Below are 19,544 nucleotides of genomic sequence, written 5' to 3'. Positions count from 1 at the left end.
AGGTGAGCGATGCGACAGGATGCCGGTGTGCCGACGATCACGTTGAGGTGAAGAGATGCCATTGACCCCCGAGGACGTTCGGAACAAGCAGTTCACGACCGTCCGCCTGCGCGAAGGCTATGACGAGGACGAGGTCGATGCCTTCCTCGACGAGGTCGAGGCGGAGCTGACCCGACTTCTCCGCGAGAACGAGGACCTGCGCGCCAAGCTGGCCGCCGCGACCCGTGCCGCCGCGCAGAACCAGGCCAACATGCGCAAGGAGCCGCCGCAGGACTCGCGTCCCGGCGCCCCCGTGCCGGCCGCCATATCCGGCCCGCCGGTCCCCGGGCAGCAGCAGGGCCCCGGTCCGCAGCAGATGGGCGGCCCCGGCGGCCCGCAGCAGATGGGTGGCCCGCAGCAGCAGCAGCAGATGGGCAACCAGCCGCTCGGCCTGCCGTCCGGCGCCCCGCAGCTCCCGTCCGGCCAGGGCGGCCCGATGGGCGGCCCGCAGCAGCAGCAGATGAACCAGACCATGGGCGGCCAGCAGCAGCTGGTCCAGCCGATGGGCGGTCAGATGCTCCAGCCGATGGGCGGCCCGCAGGGCATGGGCAACCCGATGGGCCAGGGCATGGGCCAGCAGCAGATGCAGCAGATGGGTGGCCCGATGGGCGGCCCGCAGCAGATGGGCGGCCCGCTCGGCGGCCCGATGCAGCAGCAGCAGCCGCAGCAGCAGCAGGGCCCCGGCGGCGACAGTGCGGCCCGCGTCCTGGCGCTCGCCCAGCAGACCGCCGACCAGGCGATCTCCGAGGCCCGTTCCGAGGCCAACAAGATCGTCGGCGAGGCGCGCAGCCGGGCCGAGGGTCTGGAGCGCGACGCCCGTGCCAAGGCCGACGCCCTGGAGCGGGACGCGCAGGAGAAGCACCGCGTCGCGATGGGCTCGCTGGAGTCCGCGCGTGCCACGCTGGAGCGCAAGGTCGAGGACCTGCGGGCGTTCGAGCGCGAGTACCGCACGCGTCTGAAGTCCTACCTGGAGACCCAGCTGCGCCAGCTGGAGTCGCAGGCGGACGACTCGCTCGCCCCGCCGCGCATCCCGGCCACCGCCTCGCTGCCGCCGGCCGCGTCGTCGATGGCTCCGGCCGGTGCGTCCTCGATGGGCAGCGGTGCGCCGGGCTTCGGTGGCAACCAGCCGTCCTTCGGCGGGAACCAGCCCTCGTTCGGCGGGCAGAGCTCCTTCGGCGGGAACGCCGGTGCGCCCAGCTTCGGCGGGCCGTCGGCGGGCAACTCCGGTGCCCCGCAGATGCAGCCGGCCGGGATGACGCAGCCGATGGCGGCCGTCCGTCCGCAGCCTCCGCAGCCGATGCAGCAGGCGCCGGCGCCGATGCGCGGGTTCCTGATCGACGAGGACGGCGACAACTAGTCGCGGTTCACCGGGCGCCCCCGTTCCGACCTCAGGGTCGGGGCGGGGGCGCTCTGTCGTTCCCGGCGCGGCCGGGGACGGTGGGTCGCCGGGGGCGGGCCGGGAACGGCGGAGCCGCCGCCGTCCGGTGCGGACGACGGCGGCTCCGGCGGGGTCAGGCCTTGCGGAGCTGGAACGAGAGCCCGAGGCCCTCGTCCGAGAAGGTCTCCGACTCCCAGTCGGCGGCACCGGCGGCGAAGTCGGTGGCCAGGACCTCCTCGGCGACCAGCGGGCCGTGCTCGGCGACGGCTTCGGCGGTCTCCTCGTCGGCGGCGCGCCAGCGCAGCACGATCCGGTCGGCGACGTCCAGGCCGGAGTTCTTCCGGGCCTCCTGGATCTGGCGGATCGCGTCACGGGCGATGCCCAGGCGCTTGAGCTCCGGGGTGATCGCCAGGTCGAGGGCGACGGTGGCGCCGGACTCGTTGGCGACGGCCCAGCCCTCGCGCGGGGTCTCGGTGATGATCACCTCGTCCGGGGAGAGGGTGACCGTCTCGCCGTCGAGCTCCACGGAGGTCTCGCCGCCGGCCCGCAGTTCGGCGGCGAGGCGGGCGGCGTCGGTGGCGGCGACCGCCTTGGCGACGTCCTGCACGCCCTTGCCGAAGCGCTTGCCCAGTGCACGGAAGTTGGCCTTGGCGCTGGTGTCGACCAGCGAGCCGCCCACCGCGGCGAGCGACTCCAGGGTGGCGACGTTGAGCTCCTCGGTGATCTGCGCGCGCAGGTCGGCGGGCAGCTCCTCCCAGCCCTGGGCGGCGATCAGTGCCCGGGAGAGCGGCTGGCGGGTCTTCACGCCGGACTCGGCGCGAGTGGCCCGGCCGAGCTCGACCAGGCGGCGGACCAGGGTCATGTGCCGGGAGAGCTCGGTGTCGATCAGCGACTCGTCGGCCACCGGCCAGGTGGCCAGGTGGACCGAGGCCGGGGCGTCCGGGGCGACCGGGACGACGAGGTCCTGCCAGACCCGCTCGGTGATGAACGGGGTGAGCGGGGCCATCAGCCTGGTCACCGTCTCCAGCGCCTCGTGCAGCGTGGCGAGCGCGGCGGCGTCGCCCTGCCAGAAGCGGCGGCGGCCGCGGCGGACGTACCAGTTGGAGAGGTCGTCGACGAAGCCGGAGAGCAGCTTGCCGGCGCGCTGGGTGTCGTAGGCCTCGAAGGCCGCGTCGACCTCGCGGACCAGGGTGTTCAGCTCGGAGAGCACCCAGCGGTCCAGCTGCGGGCGCTCGGCCGGGGCCGGGTCGTTCGCCGAGGGGGCCCAGCCGGAGGTGCGGGCGTACAGGGCCTGGAAGGCGACGGTGTTCCAGTAGGTGAGGAGGGTCTTGCGGACCACCTCCTGGATGGTGTTGTGGCCGACCCGGCGGGCCGACCACGGCGAGCCGCCGGCCGCCATGAACCAGCGGACCGCGTCGGCGCCGTGCTGGTCCATCAGCGGGATCGGCTGCAGGATGTTGCCCAGGTGCTTGGACATCTTGCGGCCGTCCTCGGCCAGGATGTGGCCCAGGCAGACGACGTTCTCGTAGCTGTTCCGGTCGAACACCAGGGTGCCGACGGCCATCAGCGTGTAGAACCAGCCGCGGGTCTGGTCGATCGCCTCGGAGATGAACTGCGCCGGGTAGCGCTTCTCGAACAGCTCCTTGTTCCGGTACGGGTAGCCGTACTGGGCGAAGGGCATCGAGCCCGAGTCGTACCAGGCGTCGATCACCTCGGGCACCCGGGTCGAGGTGCCGCCGCAGTCCCGGCAGGCGAAGGTGACGTCGTCGATGTACGGGCGGTGCGGGTCGAGGCCGCTCTGGTCCGTGCCGGTCAGCTCGGAGAGCTCGGCCAGCGAGCCGACGCAGGTGAGGTGGCCCTCCTCGCAGCGCCAGATCGGCAGCGGGGTGCCCCAGTAGCGGTTGCGGCTGAGCGCCCAGTCGATGTTGTTGTTCAGCCAGTCGCCGAAGCGGCCGTGCTTGACCGTCTCCGGGAACCAGTTGGTGGCCTCGTTCTCGCGGATCAGCGCGTCCTTGACGGCGGTGGTCCGGATGTACCAGGACGGCTGCGCGTAGTAGAGCAGCGCGGTGTGGCAGCGCCAGCAGTGCGGGTAGCTGTGCTCGTACGGCAGGTGGCGGAAGAGCAGGCCGCGCTCCTTGAGGTCCGCGACGAGCGCCTCGTCCGCCTTCTTGAAGAACTGGCCGCCGACCAGCGGGACCTCGGGGGCGAAGGTGCCGTCGGCCAGCACCGGGTTGACCACGGGCAGGCCGTAGCGGCGGCAGGTCGCGAGGTCGTCCGCGCCGAAGGCGGGCGACTGGTGGACGATGCCGGTGCCGTCCTCGGTGGTGACGTAGTCGGCGTTGAGGACGTAGTGCGCGTCCTCGATCTCGACCAGGTCGAAGGGGCGGCGGTACGCCCAGCGCTCCATCTCGGCGCCGGTGAAGGACTCACCGGTGGCCTCCCAGCCCTCGCCCAGGGCCTTCGCGAGCAGCGGCTCGGCGACGACCAGCTGCTCGGTGCCGTCGGTGGCCACCACGTAGGTGACGTCCGGGTGCACGGCGGCGGCGGTGTTGGAGACCAGCGTCCAGGGGGTGGTCGTCCAGACCAGCAGCGCGGCCCGGCCGGCCAGCGGCCCGCCGGTCAGCGGGAAGCGGACGAAGACCGAGGGGTCGACCACGGTCTCGTAGCCCTGGGCCAGTTCGTGGTCGGAGAGGCCGGTGCCGCAGCGCGGGCACCAGGGGGCGACGCGGTGGTCCTGGACCAGCAGGCCCTTGTCGAAGATCTGCTTGAGCGACCACCAGACGGACTGGACGTAGGACGGGTCCATCGTCCGGTAGGCCTCGTCGAGGTCGACCCAGTACCCCATGCGGGTGGTCAGCTCGGCGAAGGCGTCGGTGTGGCGGGTCACCGAGTCGCGGCACTTGGCGTTGAACTCGGCGATGCCGTAGGCCTCGATGTCCTGCTTGCCGGAGAAGCCGAGCTCCTTCTCGACGGCCAGCTCGACCGGGAGGCCGTGACAGTCCCAGCCGGCCTTGCGGGCGACGTGGTAGCCCTTCATCGTCCGGTAGCGGGGGAAGACGTCCTTGAAGACGCGGGCCTCGATGTGGTGGGCACCGGGCATGCCGTTGGCGGTCGGCGGGCCCTCGTAGAACACCCACTCGGGGCGGCCCTCGGACTGTTCGAGGCTGCGCTGGAAGACCTTGTTGTCCTGCCAGAAGGACAGGATCTGGTGTTCGAGGGCAGGCAGGTCCACCTGAGCGGGGACGGAGTTGTAGGTGCTCATCGCGGGTGTCAAACCTCCGGCGGACGTGGACTGGATCCGACGGAGGGACGAGGCGAGTGCCCCGCGGTACCACCCTCCTTGGCCGCGATGCTGTCTGCGGCCCTCTTGTTTGGGCTTGCTGCCGGGTCTACCGGGCCGCTGGGCGATGCCTGGCGGCCGTTCTTCCGGCGGCTCCGGGGTGATCTTCCCGTCGTGCACACCCCCGGGCTCGCACCGTCCCCGGGTCGCTGGTGGCTGCGTACGTCGGTACTCGTCCCATCTGCGCCTTGCAGGCCCAGTGTATCGGCCGCCGCAAGTCGGTTCCGTCCGCCGCCGCGGCGGCGCGCGGGGGGTGGTTAGGAGGAGGTGTTCTGGGCACAACTCAGGTCAGCGCGCGGGGCGGGGCGGCTGGGGCGGCTGCCTGGGTGGGATCATGGTGAGGCGTCGGTATGTCATGTTGTGACCGGTTTTGATGGGGATTATCGTTCCGGCACTGGAGGCCGCCGGGAACCGGCGGCTCGATTCGTTCGTAGATGGGGTCGAAGCCATGGCTGAGAAAGCAACCGGCGCGGGTACCGCCACCAAGCGGGCACGCAAGGCCGTGGCAGGCGAACCAGGGGAGGGGACCGTGACCACTACCGCACGGCACAAGACCAGCAACGACACCGCCCTCGTGGCCCCCGGCCGGATCCGCACCGCGGCCCCCGCGGCCCGCGGCGGCGCCGAGTCGGTGGACCCGGCCGAGCTGCCCGTACGCCCGGGCGAGGACCCGTGGACCTCGGAGGAGGTGCACGAGCTGCACGCCGAGCTGATCAGCGAGCTGGACCGGCTGCAGAACGAGATCGACGCGGCCGAGGCGGCCATCACCGGGCTGATGCGCGACTCCAACGACGGAGCCGGCGACGACCAGGTCGACGCCGGTACGAAGAACATCTCGCGGGAGAGCGAGCTGGCCCTGGCCAACAACGCCCGGGACAGCCTCGCGCAGACCGAGCACGCGCTGGTCCGGCTGGAGGGTGTCGGCTTCGGGACGTGCGAGTCCTGCGGCCAGGCGATCGGCAAGGCCCGGATGCAGGCCTTCCCCCGCGCGACGCTCTGCGTCCAGTGCAAGGCCAAGCAGGAACGCCGCTGACCGGGACGGACGAGGGGGTCGGGCTTGTGCCGTACGCTCGACCCCGTAACGTCGCCCGATCCCGCTCGATCGGGCAGTCCACCGGCCACCCACGTCACGGCAGCGGAGCGGATCATCACTACGCAAGGTTCCCCCCAGACGCGGGACGACGTCGTCCCCACCCCCGCCGAAGCCGTGGAGGAGGCCGTGGCCGAGCCCGGTGAGGTGACCGCCCCGGCGGAGCAGGAGACCCCGAGGGGCCGGCGGCGGATCGGCGTCCTGATGACCGTCGCGCTGGTCGCCTTCCTGATCGACCTGGGGACCAAGCTGCTGGTGGTGGCACGGCTGGAGAACCACGCGGCGATCAAGGTGATCGGCGACGTGATGACCTTCCAGGTGATCCGCAACTCCGGCGCCGCGTTCGGCATGGGCCAGGCGCTCACCATCGTCTTCACGGTGATCGCCGCCTCCGTCATCGTGGTGATCTGGCGGATCGCCCGCCGGCTCTACAGCCTCCCGTGGGCGATCGCGCTCGGGCTGCTGCTCGGCGGCGCGCTGGGCAACCTCACCGACCGGCTGTTCCGCGCACCGGCCGCCTTCCGCGGCCACGTGGTGGACTTCATCTCCGTGCAGCACTTCGCGGTGTTCAACCTCGCCGACTCGGCGATCGTCTGCGGCGGCATCCTCGTCGTCCTGCTCTCCTTCCGCGGCAGCAACCCGGACGGCACCGTCCACCAGCAGGCCGACAAGGCGCACAAGGGCGACGCCCCCGAGGGGGAGTAGCCCGGGGCTCCGGGCTCCGGGCCCCGGTGCTGGCGCCCGGGGGCCGGACCGCAGCGGTCAGGGGCGGGGCCGCGCGTCCGGCATACTCGTACGGGTGAGTACCGCAGCGCAGATCCGCAGCCTCCCCGTACCCGACGGCCTGGAGGGCGAGCGTCTCGACGCCGCCCTCGCCCGGATGTTCGGCTTCTCCCGGACGAAGGCCGCCGAACTGGCCGCCGACGGCAAGGTGACGCTCGACGGCGCCGTGGCCGGCAAGTCGGACCGGGTGACCGCCGGGTCCTGGCTGGAGGTCGAGATCCCCGCCCCCGCCGCGCCCGTGCAGATCGTCGCCGAGCACGTCGAGGGCATGCGGATCGTCCACGACGACGACGACATCGTGCTCGTCGACAAGCCGGTCGGCGTCGCTGCCCACCCCAGCCCCGGCTGGACCGGCCCGACCGTCATCGGCGGCCTCGCCGCGGCGGGCTACCGCATCTCCACCTCGGGTGCCGCCGAGCGTCAGGGCATCGTGCACCGGCTCGACGTCGGCACCTCCGGCCTGATGGTGGTGGCCAAGTCCGAGCGGGCCTACACCGACCTCAAGCGGCAGTTCCACGACCGGGTGACCGAGAAGAAGTACCACACGCTCGTCCAGGGCCACCCGGACCCGATGAGCGGCACCGTCGACGCGCCGATCGGGCGCCACCCCAGCTCCGACTGGAAGTGGGCGGTCACCCGCGAGGGCAAGGCGTCCGTCACCCACTACGACCTGATCGAGGCCTACCGGGCCGCCTCGCTGCTCGACATCAAGCTGGAGACCGGCCGCACCCACCAGATCCGGGTGCACATGTCGGCGCTGCGGCACCCCTGCGTGGGCGACCTCACCTACGGCGCCGACCCGACGCTGGCCAAGCGGCTCGGGCTGACCCGGCAGTGGCTGCACGCCGTCTCGCTGGCCTTCGAGCACCCCTCGGACGGCGAGTGGGTGAAGTTCTCCAGCGAGTACCCGGCGGACCTGCGCAAGGCGCTCGACATCATCGCCTCGGAGAGCTGAGATGACCGCCTTCCCCGGGCGGATCCGGGTGGCCGAGGGGCCGGACGACCTGGCGCTGGTGCACGTCGTCCGGCATGCGGTGTTCATCGCCGAGCAGAGCATCCCCGAGGAACTGGAGTGGGACGACCTCGACGCCACCTCCGAACACCTGCTGGCGGTCGGGCCGGACGGCGAGCCGCTCGGCACGGCGCGGCTGATCCACGGCGCACCGGCGCTGCGGCTGACCGGCGGGACCGAGGGGCGGGTGCTGCTCGGGCGGCTGGCGGTCGTGAAGGCGGCCCGCGGGACCGGCCTCGGCGCCGACCTGGTGCGGGCGGTCGAGGCGGCCGGCCGGGCCCGCGGCGCCCGTGAGGTCGAGCTGCACGCGCAGGTGCAGGCGCTGGGGTTCTACGAGCGGCTCGGGTACGCGGCCGAGGGCCCGGAGTACCCCGATGCCGGGATCCCGCACCGGACGATGACGCGCCGGCTCTGACGCGCCGGCTCTGCGTCCGCCGGCTCCGACCCGGCGGACGACGACGCGCCGGCTCCGACCCGGCGCGGGGTTCAGGCCTCGTCGCCGGTGCGGACCCGGGGGAGGGCGCCGGGGTGCTCGTCGCGCAGGAAGGCGACGAGCTGCTCGCGGACGTCGAACCGCAGCTGGGCGGCGTCGTCCGGGTTGCGGGCGGTCATGGTGGCGCGGACCACCAGCGTGCTCGGGGTGGTGTCGGTGACCTGCAGGGCCCACTCGGCGCCGTCCCAGAGCGGATGGGCGGCCAGCCGTTCGCGCAGCGCCGTGCGCAGCTGCCCGACCGGCGTGGTGTGGTCGAGGTGCAGCACGACCGAGGCGAGCAGGCCCGGATCGCGCCTGGTCCAGTTCTCGAACGGCTTGTTGACGAAGTACGAGACCGGGACGATCAGCCGCCGGTGGTCCCAGAGCCGCACCACCAGGTAGGAGAGGGTGATCTCCTCGACGGTGCCCTGCTGGCCGTCGACCACCACGGTGTCGCCGATCCGCACGGTGTCGCCGAAGGCGATCTGCAGGCCGGCGAAGAAGTTGCTCAGCATGCCCTGCAGCGCGATGCCGGCCACGATGCCGACGATGCCGGCCGAGGCGAGCAGACTGGCGCCGACGCTGCGCATCGTGTCGAAGGTCAGCAGCATCACCGCGACGGTGACCACGACGATCACCGCGCCCGTCACCCGGCGGAGCATGCTGAGCTGGGTGCGCACCCGCTGCACCCGGGCCGGATCGCCGGTGACCGTCTCGTAGCGGCTGAACACCGCCTCCAGGACCGCCGCCACCACCCGGACGGTCAGCCAGCCGAGGGCGGCCAGCAGGCAGAGCAGCACCGCGTGGTGCACCGAGTCGTCGTGCAGGTGGAAGATCCGCTCCAGCGGGCTCGCGGCGAGCAGCAGGGCCGTCACGACGACGAGCTGCAGCGGGATGCGGCAGCGGCGCAGCAGCGGCCAGACCGGGGCGTCGGGGCGGCGGTCGGCGACGCGCTGGAGCACCTGGTCGACGATCCAGCCGATCAGCAGGGTGGCGGCGATGGTGACGAGCAGGGACAGCAGCGGCCGGAGCACGGGCACCTCGTGGTCGGTCGGGTCGTCCGGGGCCCTCGGCGGGGCGGGACGGGGTCTGCGTACGATACCGGGCACAGTCGGGTGAACCGGGTGAATCCGCGCGGCCGGGACCGGGGGCGGCCCGGAGGGCTTTACCACCCGCCTACCGGCCCGGCCGATACGATCACGGACCATGGAGCTCGGTGGGGCGTGGCGCCGGTGGCGCGGTCGCGGGACGGCGACCGGACGGAGACTGGTGGCCGGCGCGGTGGCCCTGGTGGCGGTGGCCGGAGTCGGTACGGCGGTGGCGGTGGCCGACGGCGGCCCACCGGCCGTCCACCAGGAGGACCGGTTCCTCGCCATGCCGGAGACGCCCGGCAGTGACCGGCTCGTCCAGCTGGACACCTCCTTCTTCACCACCGGGACGAGCCCGCGCCCGGCCGTCCTGCTCGCCCACGGCTTCGGCGGCTCCAAGGAGGGCGAGCGCGACCGCGCCCAGCAGCTCGCCCGGCAGGGCTACGCGGTGCTGACCTGGTCGGCGCGCGGCTTCGGCCACTCCGGCGGCAAGATCGGCCTCAACGCGCCCGACCGCGAGGTGCAGGACGTCCGGCACCTGGTCGACTGGCTGGCCCAGCGCCCCGAGATCCGGCTGGACGGGCCCGGCGACCCGCGGGTGGGCATCACCGGCGCCTCCTACGGCGGGGCGGTGGCGCTGCTCGGCTCCGCGTACGACAGCCGGATCGACGCGGTGGCCAGCCAGATCACCTGGTGGAACCTGGCCGACGCGCTGTTCCCGCAGGGGGTGCGCGGCTCGGGTGCGGCCGACGGGGTGTTCAAGAAGCTCTGGGCCGGGATCTTCTTCACGACCGGTGCGGCGGGTGACCTCGGACCGTCCGGCGGAGCCCCGCGGCCGACGGCCACGGCCACGGCCACGGTGACGGCTGCGCCGGCCCCGGGCCGGACGGCGGACGGGGCCGCGGGCACGGCGGACGGCACGGCGGACGGCGGCATCGGTTGCGGGCGGTTCCTCGACGAACTCTGCCGGATGTACGACCGGGTGGCGACCGCCGGGCACGCGGACCCGGACGCCGTGGCGCTCCTGGACCGCTCCAGCCCCTCCTCGGTGGCCGACCGGCTCAAGGTGCCCACCCTGGTCGTGCAGGGCCAGCAGGACTCGCTCTTCCCGCTCGACCAGGGCGACGCCATCGCGCGCGCCGTCGCCGCCAACGGCGCACCCGTCGCGGTGGACTGGTTCGCCGGCGGGCACGACGGCGGCACCGACAGCAGCGCCCGGGTGGACGACCGGGTCGGCGCCTGGTTCGACACTCACCTGAAGGGCGCCGGAGCCGACACCGGACCGGCCTTCCGGGTCACCCGCACCGGCGGCGTCGACTCCACCGGCTTCCAGGCCGTGCTGCGCGGCGCCTCCGCCGACGCCTACCCGGGCCTCGGCGGCACCGGCTCGCGCACCGTGGCGCTGACCGGCGCCGAACAGGCCTTCGCCAACCCGGCCGGCGGCGCCCCGCAGAACATCTCCGCGCTGCCCGGGATCGGCGCGCTCAGCCAGGCCGCCGCCCTCGGCGCCGGGCTCTCGCTGGACTTCCCCGGTCAGACGGCCGGCTTCGACAGTGCACCGCTGGACGGCCCGCTGCACCTGACCGGGCAGCCGACGGTGGCGCTGAAGGTGCAGTCCGACCGGCCGGACGCGGTGCTCTTCGCCAAGCTGTACGACGTCGGACCGGACGGCCGGTCGAGCCTGCCGCAGCAGCTGGCCGCCCCGCTCCGGGTGACCGGCGCGGACGCGGCCGGCGGGCGGACCGTCACGGTGGCCCTGCCCACCGTCGACCACACCTTCGCCGCCGGCCACCGGCTCCGGCTGGTGCTCGCCTCCACCGACCTGGCGTACGCCTCGCCCGTCGAGCCGGCCACCTACCGGGTGGCGGTCGCCGGGGAGCTCACCGTGCCGACCGTCGACGGCCTGGTCACCGAGGCGGCCCCGCTGCCCGCCCGGACCTGGCTGCTGCCGCTGGCCGCCGTCGCCGTGGCGGCCGCGCTGGTGCTGCTGCCCCGGCTGCGCCGCCGCCGCGGCGGGGCCCGTGGGCCCGCGTACGACCCGGCCCTGGCCGGGGTGCCGCTGCAGATCACCGGGCTCAGCAAGCGCTACAAGGGCTCCGCCGACCGGTACGCCGTCCGCGAGCTGGGCTTCCGGGTGGAGCAGGGGCAGGTGCTCGGCCTGCTCGGGCCCAACGGCGCCGGCAAGACCACCACGCTGCGGATGCTGATGGGCCTGATCCGGCCCGACGAGGGCGAGATCCGGATCTTCGGCCACCTGGTGCGCCCCGGCGCGCCCGTGCTCTCCCGGGTCGGCTCCTTCGTCGAGGGGGCCGGGTTCCTCCCGCACCTCAGCGGGCGGGCCAACCTGCGGCTGTACTGGGAGGCCACCGGCCGCCCGGCGGCCGATGCGCACCTGGACGAGGCGCTGGCCATCGCCGGGCTCGGCGAGGCCCTCGACCGGGCGGTGCGCACCTACTCGCAGGGCATGCGGCAGCGCCTCGCGATCGCCCAGGCCATGCTGGGCATGCCCGACCTGCTGATCCTGGACGAGCCCACCAACGGGCTGGACCCGCCGCAGATCCGCGAGATGCGCGAGGTGATGATCCGGTACGCGGCGGCCGGGCGGACGGTGATCGTCTCCAGCCACCTGCTGTCCGAGGTCGAGCAGTCCTGCACCACCCTGGTGGTGATGGACCACGGCCGGCTCGTCACCACCGGCGCCGTCGCCGAGATCGTCGGCGGGGGCGAACTGCTCCTGGTCGGCACGCCCGGCTCGTTCGGGTCCGAGGAGCTGGCGGCGGCCGCCGACAAGGTGGGCGGGCTGGCCGGGGTCGGCTCGGCCGAGCCGGTCGAGGGCGGGCTGCTGGTGCGGCTGGACGGGATGCCGGCCAGCCGGCTGGTGGCCGAACTGGTCCGCCTCGGGGTGCCGGTGGAGCGGGCCGGCCCGCACCGCCGCCTGGAGGACGCTTTCCTGTCGCTGATCGGAGGCTCTGCGTGAGTGCCGTCGTTTCACCGGACCACGCCGCGGGGTACCGGGCGGGCCGGACGCTGCCGCTGCGGGTCGAGGCCGTGCGCCAACTGCGCCGCCGCCGGACCATGGTGATCGGCGGGGTGCTGGCGGCGATGCCGTTCGTCATCCTGGCCGCCTTCCAGATCGGCGGCACGCCGAGCCGCACCGACCGGACCACCTTCGTCGAGCTGGCCACCGCCTCGGGGCTCAACTTCGCGACCACGATGCTCTTCATGGGCACCGGCTTCCTGCTGGTGATCCCGGTCGCGCTGTTCTGCGGGGACACCGTGGCCTCGGAGGCGAGCTGGTCCTCGCTGCGCTACCTGCTGGCCGCGCCGGTGCCCCGGGCCCGGCTGCTGGCGCGCAAGTTCGTGGTGGGGCTGGCGTTCGCGGCGGCGGCCGTGGTGCTGCTGCCGGGGATCGGGCTGTTGGTCGGCACCGTCGCCTACGGCTGGGGGGACTTGAAGCTCCCGGCCGGGGTGAGCCTCCCGGCGGGGGAGGCGCTGCCGCGGCTGGCGCTCGCGGTGGCCTTCGTCTTCCTGAGCGAGGTGGTGATCGCCGCGCTGGCGTTCTGGCTCTCCACCCGCACCGACGCGCCGCTGGGCGCGGTCGGCGGGGCGGTGTTCGCCTCGATCCTCACCGGGGTGCTGGACGCCGTCACCGCCCTCGGTGACCTGCGCGAGTGGCTGCCCGCGCACTGGCAGTACGCGTGGGCGGACGCCCTGCAGCCGCAGCCGGAGTGGGGCGGCATGGTGCAGGGCGTCTCGCTCTCGCTGTCCTACGCGGCGGTGCTGCTCGCCCTCGCCTTCCGGGGCTTCGCCCGCAAGGACGTGGTGTCCTGACACCGGGTGGGGCCGCCGCGCGGCGGCCCCACCCGGGCGGGCTCACTTGACCGGCGCGTAGACCCGCTCGATCTGCTGGGTGCCGGTGCGGGTGCGGTAGGAGCGCGTCCACTTGGTGGTGGCGTCCTTGCGGGTGCGGTCGGAGAGGACGTAGTAGTCCATCTGCGTCTGGCCCGGGGTGATGTCCAGGACGCCGTAGCCGTGCGAGTCCAGGTCCACCCACTTGATGTGCGGGTTGCCCGCCCTGATCGCGGCGGCGGCCGCCAGCGAGACGGTCTGCGGCGCGACCTTGAGGATGTCGTCGATGTTGTCCGAGGTGACCGAGGTGACCACGAACTCGGTGGCGGCGCTGCCCGAGAGCGGATAGGTGGCGGCCTCGTTCGGGACGTCCGAGGCCCAGGCGGAGTGGATGTCACCGGTCAGGAAGACCGTGTTGGTGATGCCGTTCGACTTGAGGTGGCCGAGCAGCTCGCGGCGGTCGTGGGTGTAGCCGTCCCACTGGTCGGTGTTGACCGCCAGGCCCTCGCCGGGCAGGCCGAGCAGCTTGGCCAGCGGGCGCAGGATGTAGTCGGGCAGCGAGAAGAAGGCGACGGGGGAGATCATCACCTCGTTGCCGATCAGCCGCCAGGTGGTGTCGGAGGCGGTGAGCCCGGCCTTCAGCCAGTCCATCTGGGCGCGGCCGGTGATGGTGCGGTCCGCCGAGTCGACGTCGCCGTTGCCGACCTTGACCTGCTGGGAGCGGAACGAGCGCTGGTCCATCAGGTGCAGGTCGGCGAGCTTGCCGTAGCGCAGCCGGCGGTAGGTGGTACCGGCGATGGACGGGCGGACCGGCATCCACTCGAAGTAGGCCTGCTTGGCGGCGGCCACCCGGTCCGCCCAGTTGCCCTCGGCGCCCGGGGTGTGGTTCTCGGCGCCGCCGGACCACGCGTCGTTGGCGAACTCGTGGTCGTCCCAGATCGCGATGGTCGGGATCTGCGCGTGCAGCGCCTGGAGGTCCTCGTCCGTCTTGTAACGGCCGTGCCGGGTGCGGTAGTCGGCGAGGTCGATGATCTCGTGGGCCGGGGCGTGCGGGCGGACCACCGAGCCGCGGGCGCAGAACTCGCCGGTCTTGTACTCGTAGATGTAGTCGCCGAGGAAGAGGAAGGCGTCGAGGTCGCCTCTCGCCGCGAGGTGGCGGTAGGCGGAGAAGTAGCCGGCCTCCCAGTTGGCGCAGGACGCGACGCCGAAGCGCAGGCGGGCGAGGGCGGCGTCGGCGGCCGGGGTGGTGTGGGTGCGGCCGACCGGGGAGACGGTGCCGCCGGCGGTGAAGCGGTACCAGTAGGTGGTGTCCGGGGTGAGGCCGCGGACGTCGACCTTGACGGTGTGGTCGGCGGCGGCGCCGGCGGTCACCGTGCCGCTCGCCGCGATCCGGGTGAAGGCCTTGTCGGTGGCCAGCTCCCAGCGGACGTCGGTGTCCGGGCCGACGGCGGAGCCGGGGACGGCCTCGGGGGTCGGGGTGACCCTGGTCCAGAGCAGGATGCCGTCGGGGAGCGGGTCGCCGGAGGCGATGCCGTGGAGGAACTGCGGGGCCGTCGCGGCCTCGGCGGCGGTGCCGAGGGCGAGCGGCAGGGCGGCGGCGCCGGCCATGAGGGCGGTGGCCTTGAGCACCTGGCGGCGGTGCGGGCGGGCGGCGGTCATGTCTTCGACAAGGTCAGTCACGGCCGACAGGCTACCGGGCAGTAATGAGCTGTTCCATATGTTGAACTGACTGTTTGTCGCCGATTCACCGGCGCGTGACGTCCCGCCACCGGGGCGGGTGCGCGCGGCCACCCGGCGGTCATGAGCGATGATGGAGGGCGGTCCGCCACCACCGGCCCGCCCGCCCCGCCCACCCCCCTGCTGCAAGGAAGTCCCGCCCGTGGCCCAGATCCTGCTCCTGCACTCCGTGTACGGCCTGCGCCCCGCCGTCCACGCAGCCGCCGACCGGCTGCGCACCGCGGGGCACACCGTGCACACCCCCGACCTCTTCGAGGGGCGGACCTTCGACGACGTCGAGGAGGGCATGGCGTACAAGGAGGAGCTCGGCAGCGACGAACTGCTCCGCCGGGCCGTCGGCGCCGCGGCCCCGCTGCTCGGCTCCGGTGGCGCGCTCGTCTACGCCGGCCTCTCGCTCGGCGGCTCGCTCGCCCAGAACCTCGCGCTCGCCGACGAGAAGGCCCTCGGCCTGCTGCTCCTGCACGGCACCTCCGACATCCGCGAGGACGCGGCCACGTCGATCCCGGTCCAGCTGCACATCGCCGAGCCGGACCCGTTCGAGCCCGAGGACTGGCTGAACGCCTGGTACCTGGGCATGCGCAAGGCCGGCGCGGACGTCGAGGTGCACCGCTACCGGGGCGCGGGCCACGTCTTCACCGACCCCGACCTGCCGGACTACGACGCCGAGGCGGCCGAGCAGGCCTGGGCGGTGGCGCTGGACTTCCTGGCCGAGCTGGACGAGCAGGCGGAGCAGGCGGCCGGCTGACGGCCGCGCCCGGCCCCGGCTCCCCCTCCCGCGGCCCGCCGGTGGGTGGTTGACTACACCGTATGGATCTCGCGCGAGAGCCCCGCACCGGCACCGGCGTGCCGAAGACCCGTGCCGGCCGGCCCGTGGACCAGTGCCCCCTCGCCCGGCCGGACGGCCTGTGGTGACGCCCGGCGGCACGCCGGCGGAGCCCGGCCCCGACCCGGCGGGCCGGGACGCGCCGCCCTTCGACCCCGAACTGGCCGTGGCGCTGGCGGCGTTGGAGGCGCTTTCGGTCGAGGCGGGGCTGCCGACCGGCCCGCTCACCCCGGAGAACCTCGCGGCCCGGCAGGAGCGGGACACCGCGGCGCGGCCCCGGCCGACCGTCGGCGAGCTGGGGGCCGGCGGCCGCTTCGAGGTGGCGGAGCTGCGGGTGCCGGGCCCGCCCGGCAGCCCGGAGGTCACGCTCGTGAGCGCACGGCCCGCCGGGCTCACCGGGCCGCTGCCGCTGCTCTACTACCTGCACGGCGGCGGCATGGTGATGGGCAACGCGTGGTCCGTCCTCCCGCAGGCGCTCCAGGAGTGGGCCCTCCCGCTGGGACTGGCCGTCATCTCGGCCGAGTACCGGCTCGCACCGCAGGCCCGGTACCCCGGGCCGCTGGAGGACTGCTACGCCGGGCTCGACTGGGCGGCCGCGAACGCGTCGGCGCTGGGCATCGACGCGGACCGGATCGTCGTCGGGGGCAAGAGCGCCGGGGCCGGGCTCGCCGCGGCGCTCGCCCTGCTCACCCGCGACCGGGGCGGCCCCGCGCCGATCGGGCAGCTGCTCCTCTGCCCGATGCTCGACGACCGCGACGACACCTTCTCCAGCCAGCAGATGGCCGGCGTCGACACCTGGGACCGCACGTCCAACGCCACCGGCTGGCGGGCCCTGCTCGGCGACCGGGCGGGTGCGGCGGACCTGCCGCCCTACGCGGCCCCCGCCCGCGCCACCGACCTCTCCGGCCTGCCCCCGGCCTACATCGACGTCGGCTCCGCCGAGACCTTCCGGGACGAGGACGTGGCCTACGCCAACGCGATCTGGCAGGCCGGCGGCCGGGCCGAACTGCACGTCTGGCCCGGCGCCTTCCACGGCTTCGACACCCTGGCCCCCGACGCGGCGGTCAGCCGCGACGCCCGCGAGGCCCGCCGCCGCTGGCTGCGGCGCATCCTCGCGCAGTCCGGGGCGGGCGGCGGGCCCGTACCGGGGGCGGGGAGGATGGGGGAGTGAAGATGAGCGACGGGCGGTACGCACCGGCGGCGACGTTGACCGGGCTGGTGCAGCGGGGGCGCGGACTGGGCGCGCGGATGGTGGCCGAGGATCCGTCCGCCGCCGCCGAGCTGGTGCGCGGCTGCGTCCGGTGGGACTGGCGGTGGGACACGGTCGACCGGCGGGGGCTCTACCTGGCCCGCCTGGTCAGGGACTCGGGGATCTCGCCGGCGCCCGTGCTGGAGGCGCTCGGCCGCGGGGAGCGGGCGGGCGAGCGGGCCGCCCGGGTGCTGGGACTGCTCGCGCTGGACGGCTCGGAGGAGGCCCGGGAGGCACTGCGGGCCTACGTGCGGGACGGGGAGCACTGGGCGGCGGCGCTGGAGGAGATGGCGCGCCGGTGGCCGGCGGAGTGGTGGGAGGACCTGGAGGCGGTCGCGCGCGATCGCGCCGGGCGGGAGCCGGAGGACCGCTACGGGGACCCGTGGGACGGGTGGGGCCTGGCCGGGCCGGTGGTCCGGGGCGAGCGGGCACCGAAGCCGTTCGCGGAGCTGGGGACCGCCGTGCTGCTGGAGCTGCTGGCGGACCGGGCGGAGTCGGAGGAGCGCCGGACCGCCGCGCTCGACATCATCGACGACCGGGGACCGGAGCCCGGGGTGATCCCGTTGGTGCCCTCGCTGGGGCAGGCGGACGGGAGGTACGCCCTGTGGCCGCTGCGCGGAGTCGTCGAGAAGCTCGGGCCGGTGGCGGTGCCCGCCGCCCGGGAGTGGGCCGCCGTCGAGGAGCCCGCCTGGCTGCGGCTGCTGGGCCACGACGTGCTGGCCCGGCACGGAGCGGCCGAGGACGCGCCGGTGCTGGTCGCCGTGCTGGAGGGGGACTGGGTCGCGCGGCGGTGGTGCGGGCCGAAGCGGACGGCGGAGGGGCTGGCCCGGCTCGGGCCCGACGCCCGCGGGGCCGTCTCGCTGCTGCGCCGGTTCTGGCTCTGGACGCCGCACTCGTACGAGCGGGCCTCGTACCTGGAGGCACTGGCCGCCATCGATCCGACCGGCCTGGACGCGGTGTACGTGGAGTGCCTCTGGGACTGCGAGGACAACGCCCGGCTGCTGGGCATCGCGCACGCACCGGACGGGCCGGACGTGCGCGAGCGGCTGGCGTACCTGCGGGACGACCCCCTGGAGGTGGCGGAGGTCAGGGCCGCCGCCGGCGAGCGGCTGGCGGCCCCGACCCGCTAGCGCCTACAGGCCGGGGATGCGGCCGTTGCGGTAGAGGTCCACGAAGAGCTGGTGGTCCTGGCGGGCGCGGTCCCCGTACGCGTGGGCGAAGTCGACCAGCATCGCGGTGAACCCGGCCTCGTCGCGGGCTATCGCCTCGTGGATGGCGTGCTCGGTGGAGAACGGCACCAGGCTGTGGCCGCTGGAGGACTCGTCGGCCGCGGCGTGCATGGTGGCGGTGGCCCGGCCGAGGTACTCGGTGACGGCGAGCAGGTCGGGCAGCTCGTGGAGGTCGGTCCAGTCGAGGTCGGTGGCGTACGGGGAGACCTCGGCGACCAGCTGGCCGCGCCCGTGCAGCGTCGTGTACCCGAGCCACGGGTCGCTGTGGGCCTGGAGGGCGCGCTGCGAGATGACGGTGCGGTGGCCCTCGTGCTCGAAGTACCCGGCGATCGCCGGGTCGGTGACGTGCTGGGAGACGGCCGGGGTCTGGCCCTGCTTCATGTAGACGATCACGTCGTTCTCAAGGGCGTCGGTGTGGCCTTCGAGCAGCAGGTTGTACGAGGGCAGGCCCGCCGAGCCGATGCCGATGCCGCGGCGGCCGACCACGTCCTTGACCTTCAGCGCCTCGGGCCGGGTGCGGGAGGCGGGCGGCAGGGTGGTCAGGTAGTCCTCGAACGCGGCCAGCACCTCGGCCCTGGTGTGCTCGTCCAGTTCGATCGCGCCGCCGCCGAGGCGGAAGCGGCGGTCGTACCCGTCGATGACGGTGTCGCCGTCGAGGAGCGCCACCCGGGTCTGCAGACGTGCCGCGCGCAGGGTGTCCAGGACCGGCCCGGTGGCGGTGTCCAGGGTGTACGGGTCGGCGTCGCCGCTGGTGACGTGCGCGGCGATGCGGGCCCGGTAGGCCGCGGCGAAGGCGGTGACCAGCTGGGTGATCGTCTCGTCGGAGAGCGCCTTGGCGTAGCCGATCAGCGCAAGCGAGGCGGCGAGGCGCTGGACGTCCCAGGTGAAGGCGCCGACGTACGCCTCGTCGAAGTCGTTGACGTTGAAGACGAGGCGGCCCTCGGCGTTCAGGTAGGTGCCGAAGTTCTCCGCGTGCAGGTCCCCGTGGATCCAGACCCGGCCGGTGCGCTCGTCGAGGAAGGGCGCCGCGTACGTGGCGAAGGGGCCGGCGGTGAGGTCCGCGTAGTACAGGCCGGCGGTGCCCCGGTAGAAGGCGAAGGCGGAGGCGGCCATCTTCCGGAACTTGACCCGGAAGGCCGCCGGGTCCTTGGCGAGCAGGTCCCCGAAGGCCGTGTCGAAGACGCCGAGAATGGTCTCGGCGCGGTGCTCGGCGGTGGGCTGCTGGTCGGGCATGGAGTGCGTCCTTCGTTGCGGGAGGAGGTGCGGGCCGAAGGCTAGAGTAGGACCGTGAACGTGTGAGAGCCGGTCCGGGCCCGTGGTGAGGTGCTCGGGCCTCATATGTTTCCAGGGCCCCTCGTGACCTGCGCGTTCGCCGGCCAGCCAGACAAGCCCCAGCCTCCGGAGGCCCGCCTTGAGCGACCAGCCGTACGCGCACCTGCACGTTCACACCGAGTA

At 73.9% G+C, this 19,544-nt stretch carries 14 protein-coding genes; 10 read left to right on the top strand and 4 right to left on the bottom strand.

Annotated features, from left to right (window positions below):
• Positions 1-55: 55 nt before the first annotated feature.
• Positions 56-1,396 (top strand): DivIVA domain-containing protein, encoded by a 1,341-nt coding sequence (locus OH807_RS12700; RefSeq protein ID WP_406197699.1) that lies wholly within the window; start codon positions 56-58, stop codon positions 1,394-1,396.
• A 154-nt stretch (positions 1,397-1,550) separates the two neighbouring features.
• Here OH807_RS12700 and ileS read toward each other — a convergent pair whose 3' ends face one another.
• Positions 1,551-4,679 carry an isoleucine--tRNA ligase gene (gene ileS / locus OH807_RS12695; protein WP_406197697.1) on the bottom strand — a complete coding sequence of 1,043 codons (3,129 nt, stop codon included), beginning with the start codon at positions 4,677-4,679 and terminating at the stop codon, positions 1,551-1,553.
• A gap of 607 nt (positions 4,680-5,286) precedes the next feature.
• Here ileS and OH807_RS12690 point away from each other — a divergent pair.
• From OH807_RS12690 to OH807_RS12675, 4 genes are all read left to right on the top strand, one after another.
• On the top strand, positions 5,287-5,790 hold the full coding sequence (locus tag OH807_RS12690; RefSeq protein ID WP_406197695.1) for a TraR/DksA family transcriptional regulator: 504 nt from the start codon (positions 5,287-5,289) through the stop codon (positions 5,788-5,790).
• Positions 5,791-5,901: 111 nt separating this feature from the next.
• The gene (gene lspA, locus OH807_RS12685) at positions 5,902-6,552 is read left to right on the top strand and encodes a signal peptidase II (protein WP_406210948.1); all 651 of its coding nucleotides are present in this window, start codon (positions 5,902-5,904) and stop codon (positions 6,550-6,552) included.
• A gap of 94 nt (positions 6,553-6,646) precedes the next feature.
• A complete protein-coding gene (locus tag OH807_RS12680) occupies positions 6,647-7,585 on the top strand; it encodes an RluA family pseudouridine synthase (RefSeq protein ID WP_406197693.1) in 939 nt (312 codons plus the stop codon).
• A 1-nt stretch (position 7,586) separates the two neighbouring features.
• The gene (locus OH807_RS12675) at positions 7,587-8,057 is read left to right on the top strand and encodes a GNAT family N-acetyltransferase (RefSeq protein ID WP_406197691.1); all 471 of its coding nucleotides are present in this window, start codon (positions 7,587-7,589) and stop codon (positions 8,055-8,057) included.
• 71 nt (positions 8,058-8,128) lie between these two features.
• Here the strand turns inward: OH807_RS12675 and OH807_RS12670 are convergent, their stop codons facing one another.
• Entirely contained in the window at positions 8,129-9,154 is a 1,026-nt protein-coding gene (locus OH807_RS12670; protein WP_406197689.1) for a mechanosensitive ion channel family protein, read from the bottom strand.
• Between the two features lie 166 nt (positions 9,155-9,320).
• On the opposite strand from OH807_RS12670, the gene OH807_RS12665 reads away from it, so the two are divergent.
• Both OH807_RS12665 and OH807_RS12660 read left to right on the top strand, forming a co-directional pair.
• Positions 9,321-12,179 carry an alpha/beta fold hydrolase gene (locus OH807_RS12665; RefSeq protein WP_406197686.1) on the top strand — a complete coding sequence of 953 codons (2,859 nt, stop codon included), beginning with the start codon at positions 9,321-9,323 and terminating at the stop codon, positions 12,177-12,179.
• Positions 12,176-13,033 carry an ABC transporter permease gene (locus OH807_RS12660; protein WP_406197683.1) on the top strand — a complete coding sequence of 286 codons (858 nt, stop codon included), beginning with the start codon at positions 12,176-12,178 and terminating at the stop codon, positions 13,031-13,033. Before OH807_RS12665 ends, OH807_RS12660 begins: the two co-directional genes overlap by 4 nt.
• Before the next feature lie 42 nt (positions 13,034-13,075).
• Here the strand turns inward: OH807_RS12660 and OH807_RS12655 are convergent, their stop codons facing one another.
• On the bottom strand, positions 13,076-14,710 hold the full coding sequence (locus OH807_RS12655) for an alkaline phosphatase D family protein (RefSeq protein ID WP_406210945.1): 1,635 nt from the start codon (positions 14,708-14,710) through the stop codon (positions 13,076-13,078).
• Between the two features lie 220 nt (positions 14,711-14,930).
• Here OH807_RS12655 and OH807_RS12650 point away from each other — a divergent pair, with 220 nt between their 5' ends.
• From OH807_RS12650 to OH807_RS12640, 3 genes are all read left to right on the top strand, one after another.
• The gene (locus tag OH807_RS12650) at positions 14,931-15,533 is read left to right on the top strand and encodes a dienelactone hydrolase family protein (RefSeq protein WP_406197681.1); all 603 of its coding nucleotides are present in this window, start codon (positions 14,931-14,933) and stop codon (positions 15,531-15,533) included.
• 160 nt (positions 15,534-15,693) lie between these two features.
• Positions 15,694-16,782, top strand: coding sequence for an alpha/beta hydrolase (locus OH807_RS12645; protein WP_406197679.1), 1,089 nt, complete (start codon positions 15,694-15,696; stop codon positions 16,780-16,782).
• On the top strand, positions 16,779-17,990 hold the full coding sequence (locus tag OH807_RS12640; protein WP_406197676.1) for a hypothetical protein: 1,212 nt from the start codon (positions 16,779-16,781) through the stop codon (positions 17,988-17,990). Before OH807_RS12645 ends, OH807_RS12640 begins: the two co-directional genes overlap by 4 nt.
• A 3-nt stretch (positions 17,991-17,993) precedes the next feature.
• On the opposite strand, the gene OH807_RS12635 is transcribed toward OH807_RS12640, so the two are convergent.
• A complete protein-coding gene (locus OH807_RS12635; RefSeq protein ID WP_406197674.1) occupies positions 17,994-19,322 on the bottom strand; it encodes a DUF2252 domain-containing protein in 1,329 nt (442 codons plus the stop codon).
• Positions 19,323-19,544 lie beyond the last annotated feature (222 nt).

The organism is Kitasatospora sp. NBC_01560 (assembly GCF_045208415.1).
Classification (GTDB): domain Bacteria; phylum Actinomycetota; class Actinomycetes; order Streptomycetales; family Streptomycetaceae; genus Kitasatospora.
Note: the sequence above shows the minus strand (reverse complement) of the source record. Positions and strands in the feature narration are given on the sequence as shown.

Excerpts from the sequence above, each read along its gene's own strand:
- OH807_RS12655 (WP_406210945.1), bottom strand. The coding sequence starts at position 14,710 with ATGACCGCCGCCCGCCCGCACCGCCGCCAGGTGCTCAAGGCCACCGCC.
- OH807_RS12675 (WP_406197691.1), top strand. The coding sequence starts at position 7,587 with ATGACCGCCTTCCCCGGGCGGATCCGGGTGGCCGAGGGGCCGGACGAC.
- OH807_RS12700 (WP_406197699.1), top strand. The coding sequence starts at position 56 with ATGCCATTGACCCCCGAGGACGTTCGGAACAAGCAGTTCACGACCGTC.
- ileS (WP_406197697.1), bottom strand. The coding sequence starts at position 4,679 with ATGAGCACCTACAACTCCGTCCCCGCTCAGGTGGACCTGCCTGCCCTC.
- OH807_RS12635 (WP_406197674.1), bottom strand. The coding sequence starts at position 19,322 with ATGCCCGACCAGCAGCCCACCGCCGAGCACCGCGCCGAGACCATTCTC.
- OH807_RS12665 (WP_406197686.1), top strand. The coding sequence starts at position 9,321 with ATGGAGCTCGGTGGGGCGTGGCGCCGGTGGCGCGGTCGCGGGACGGCG.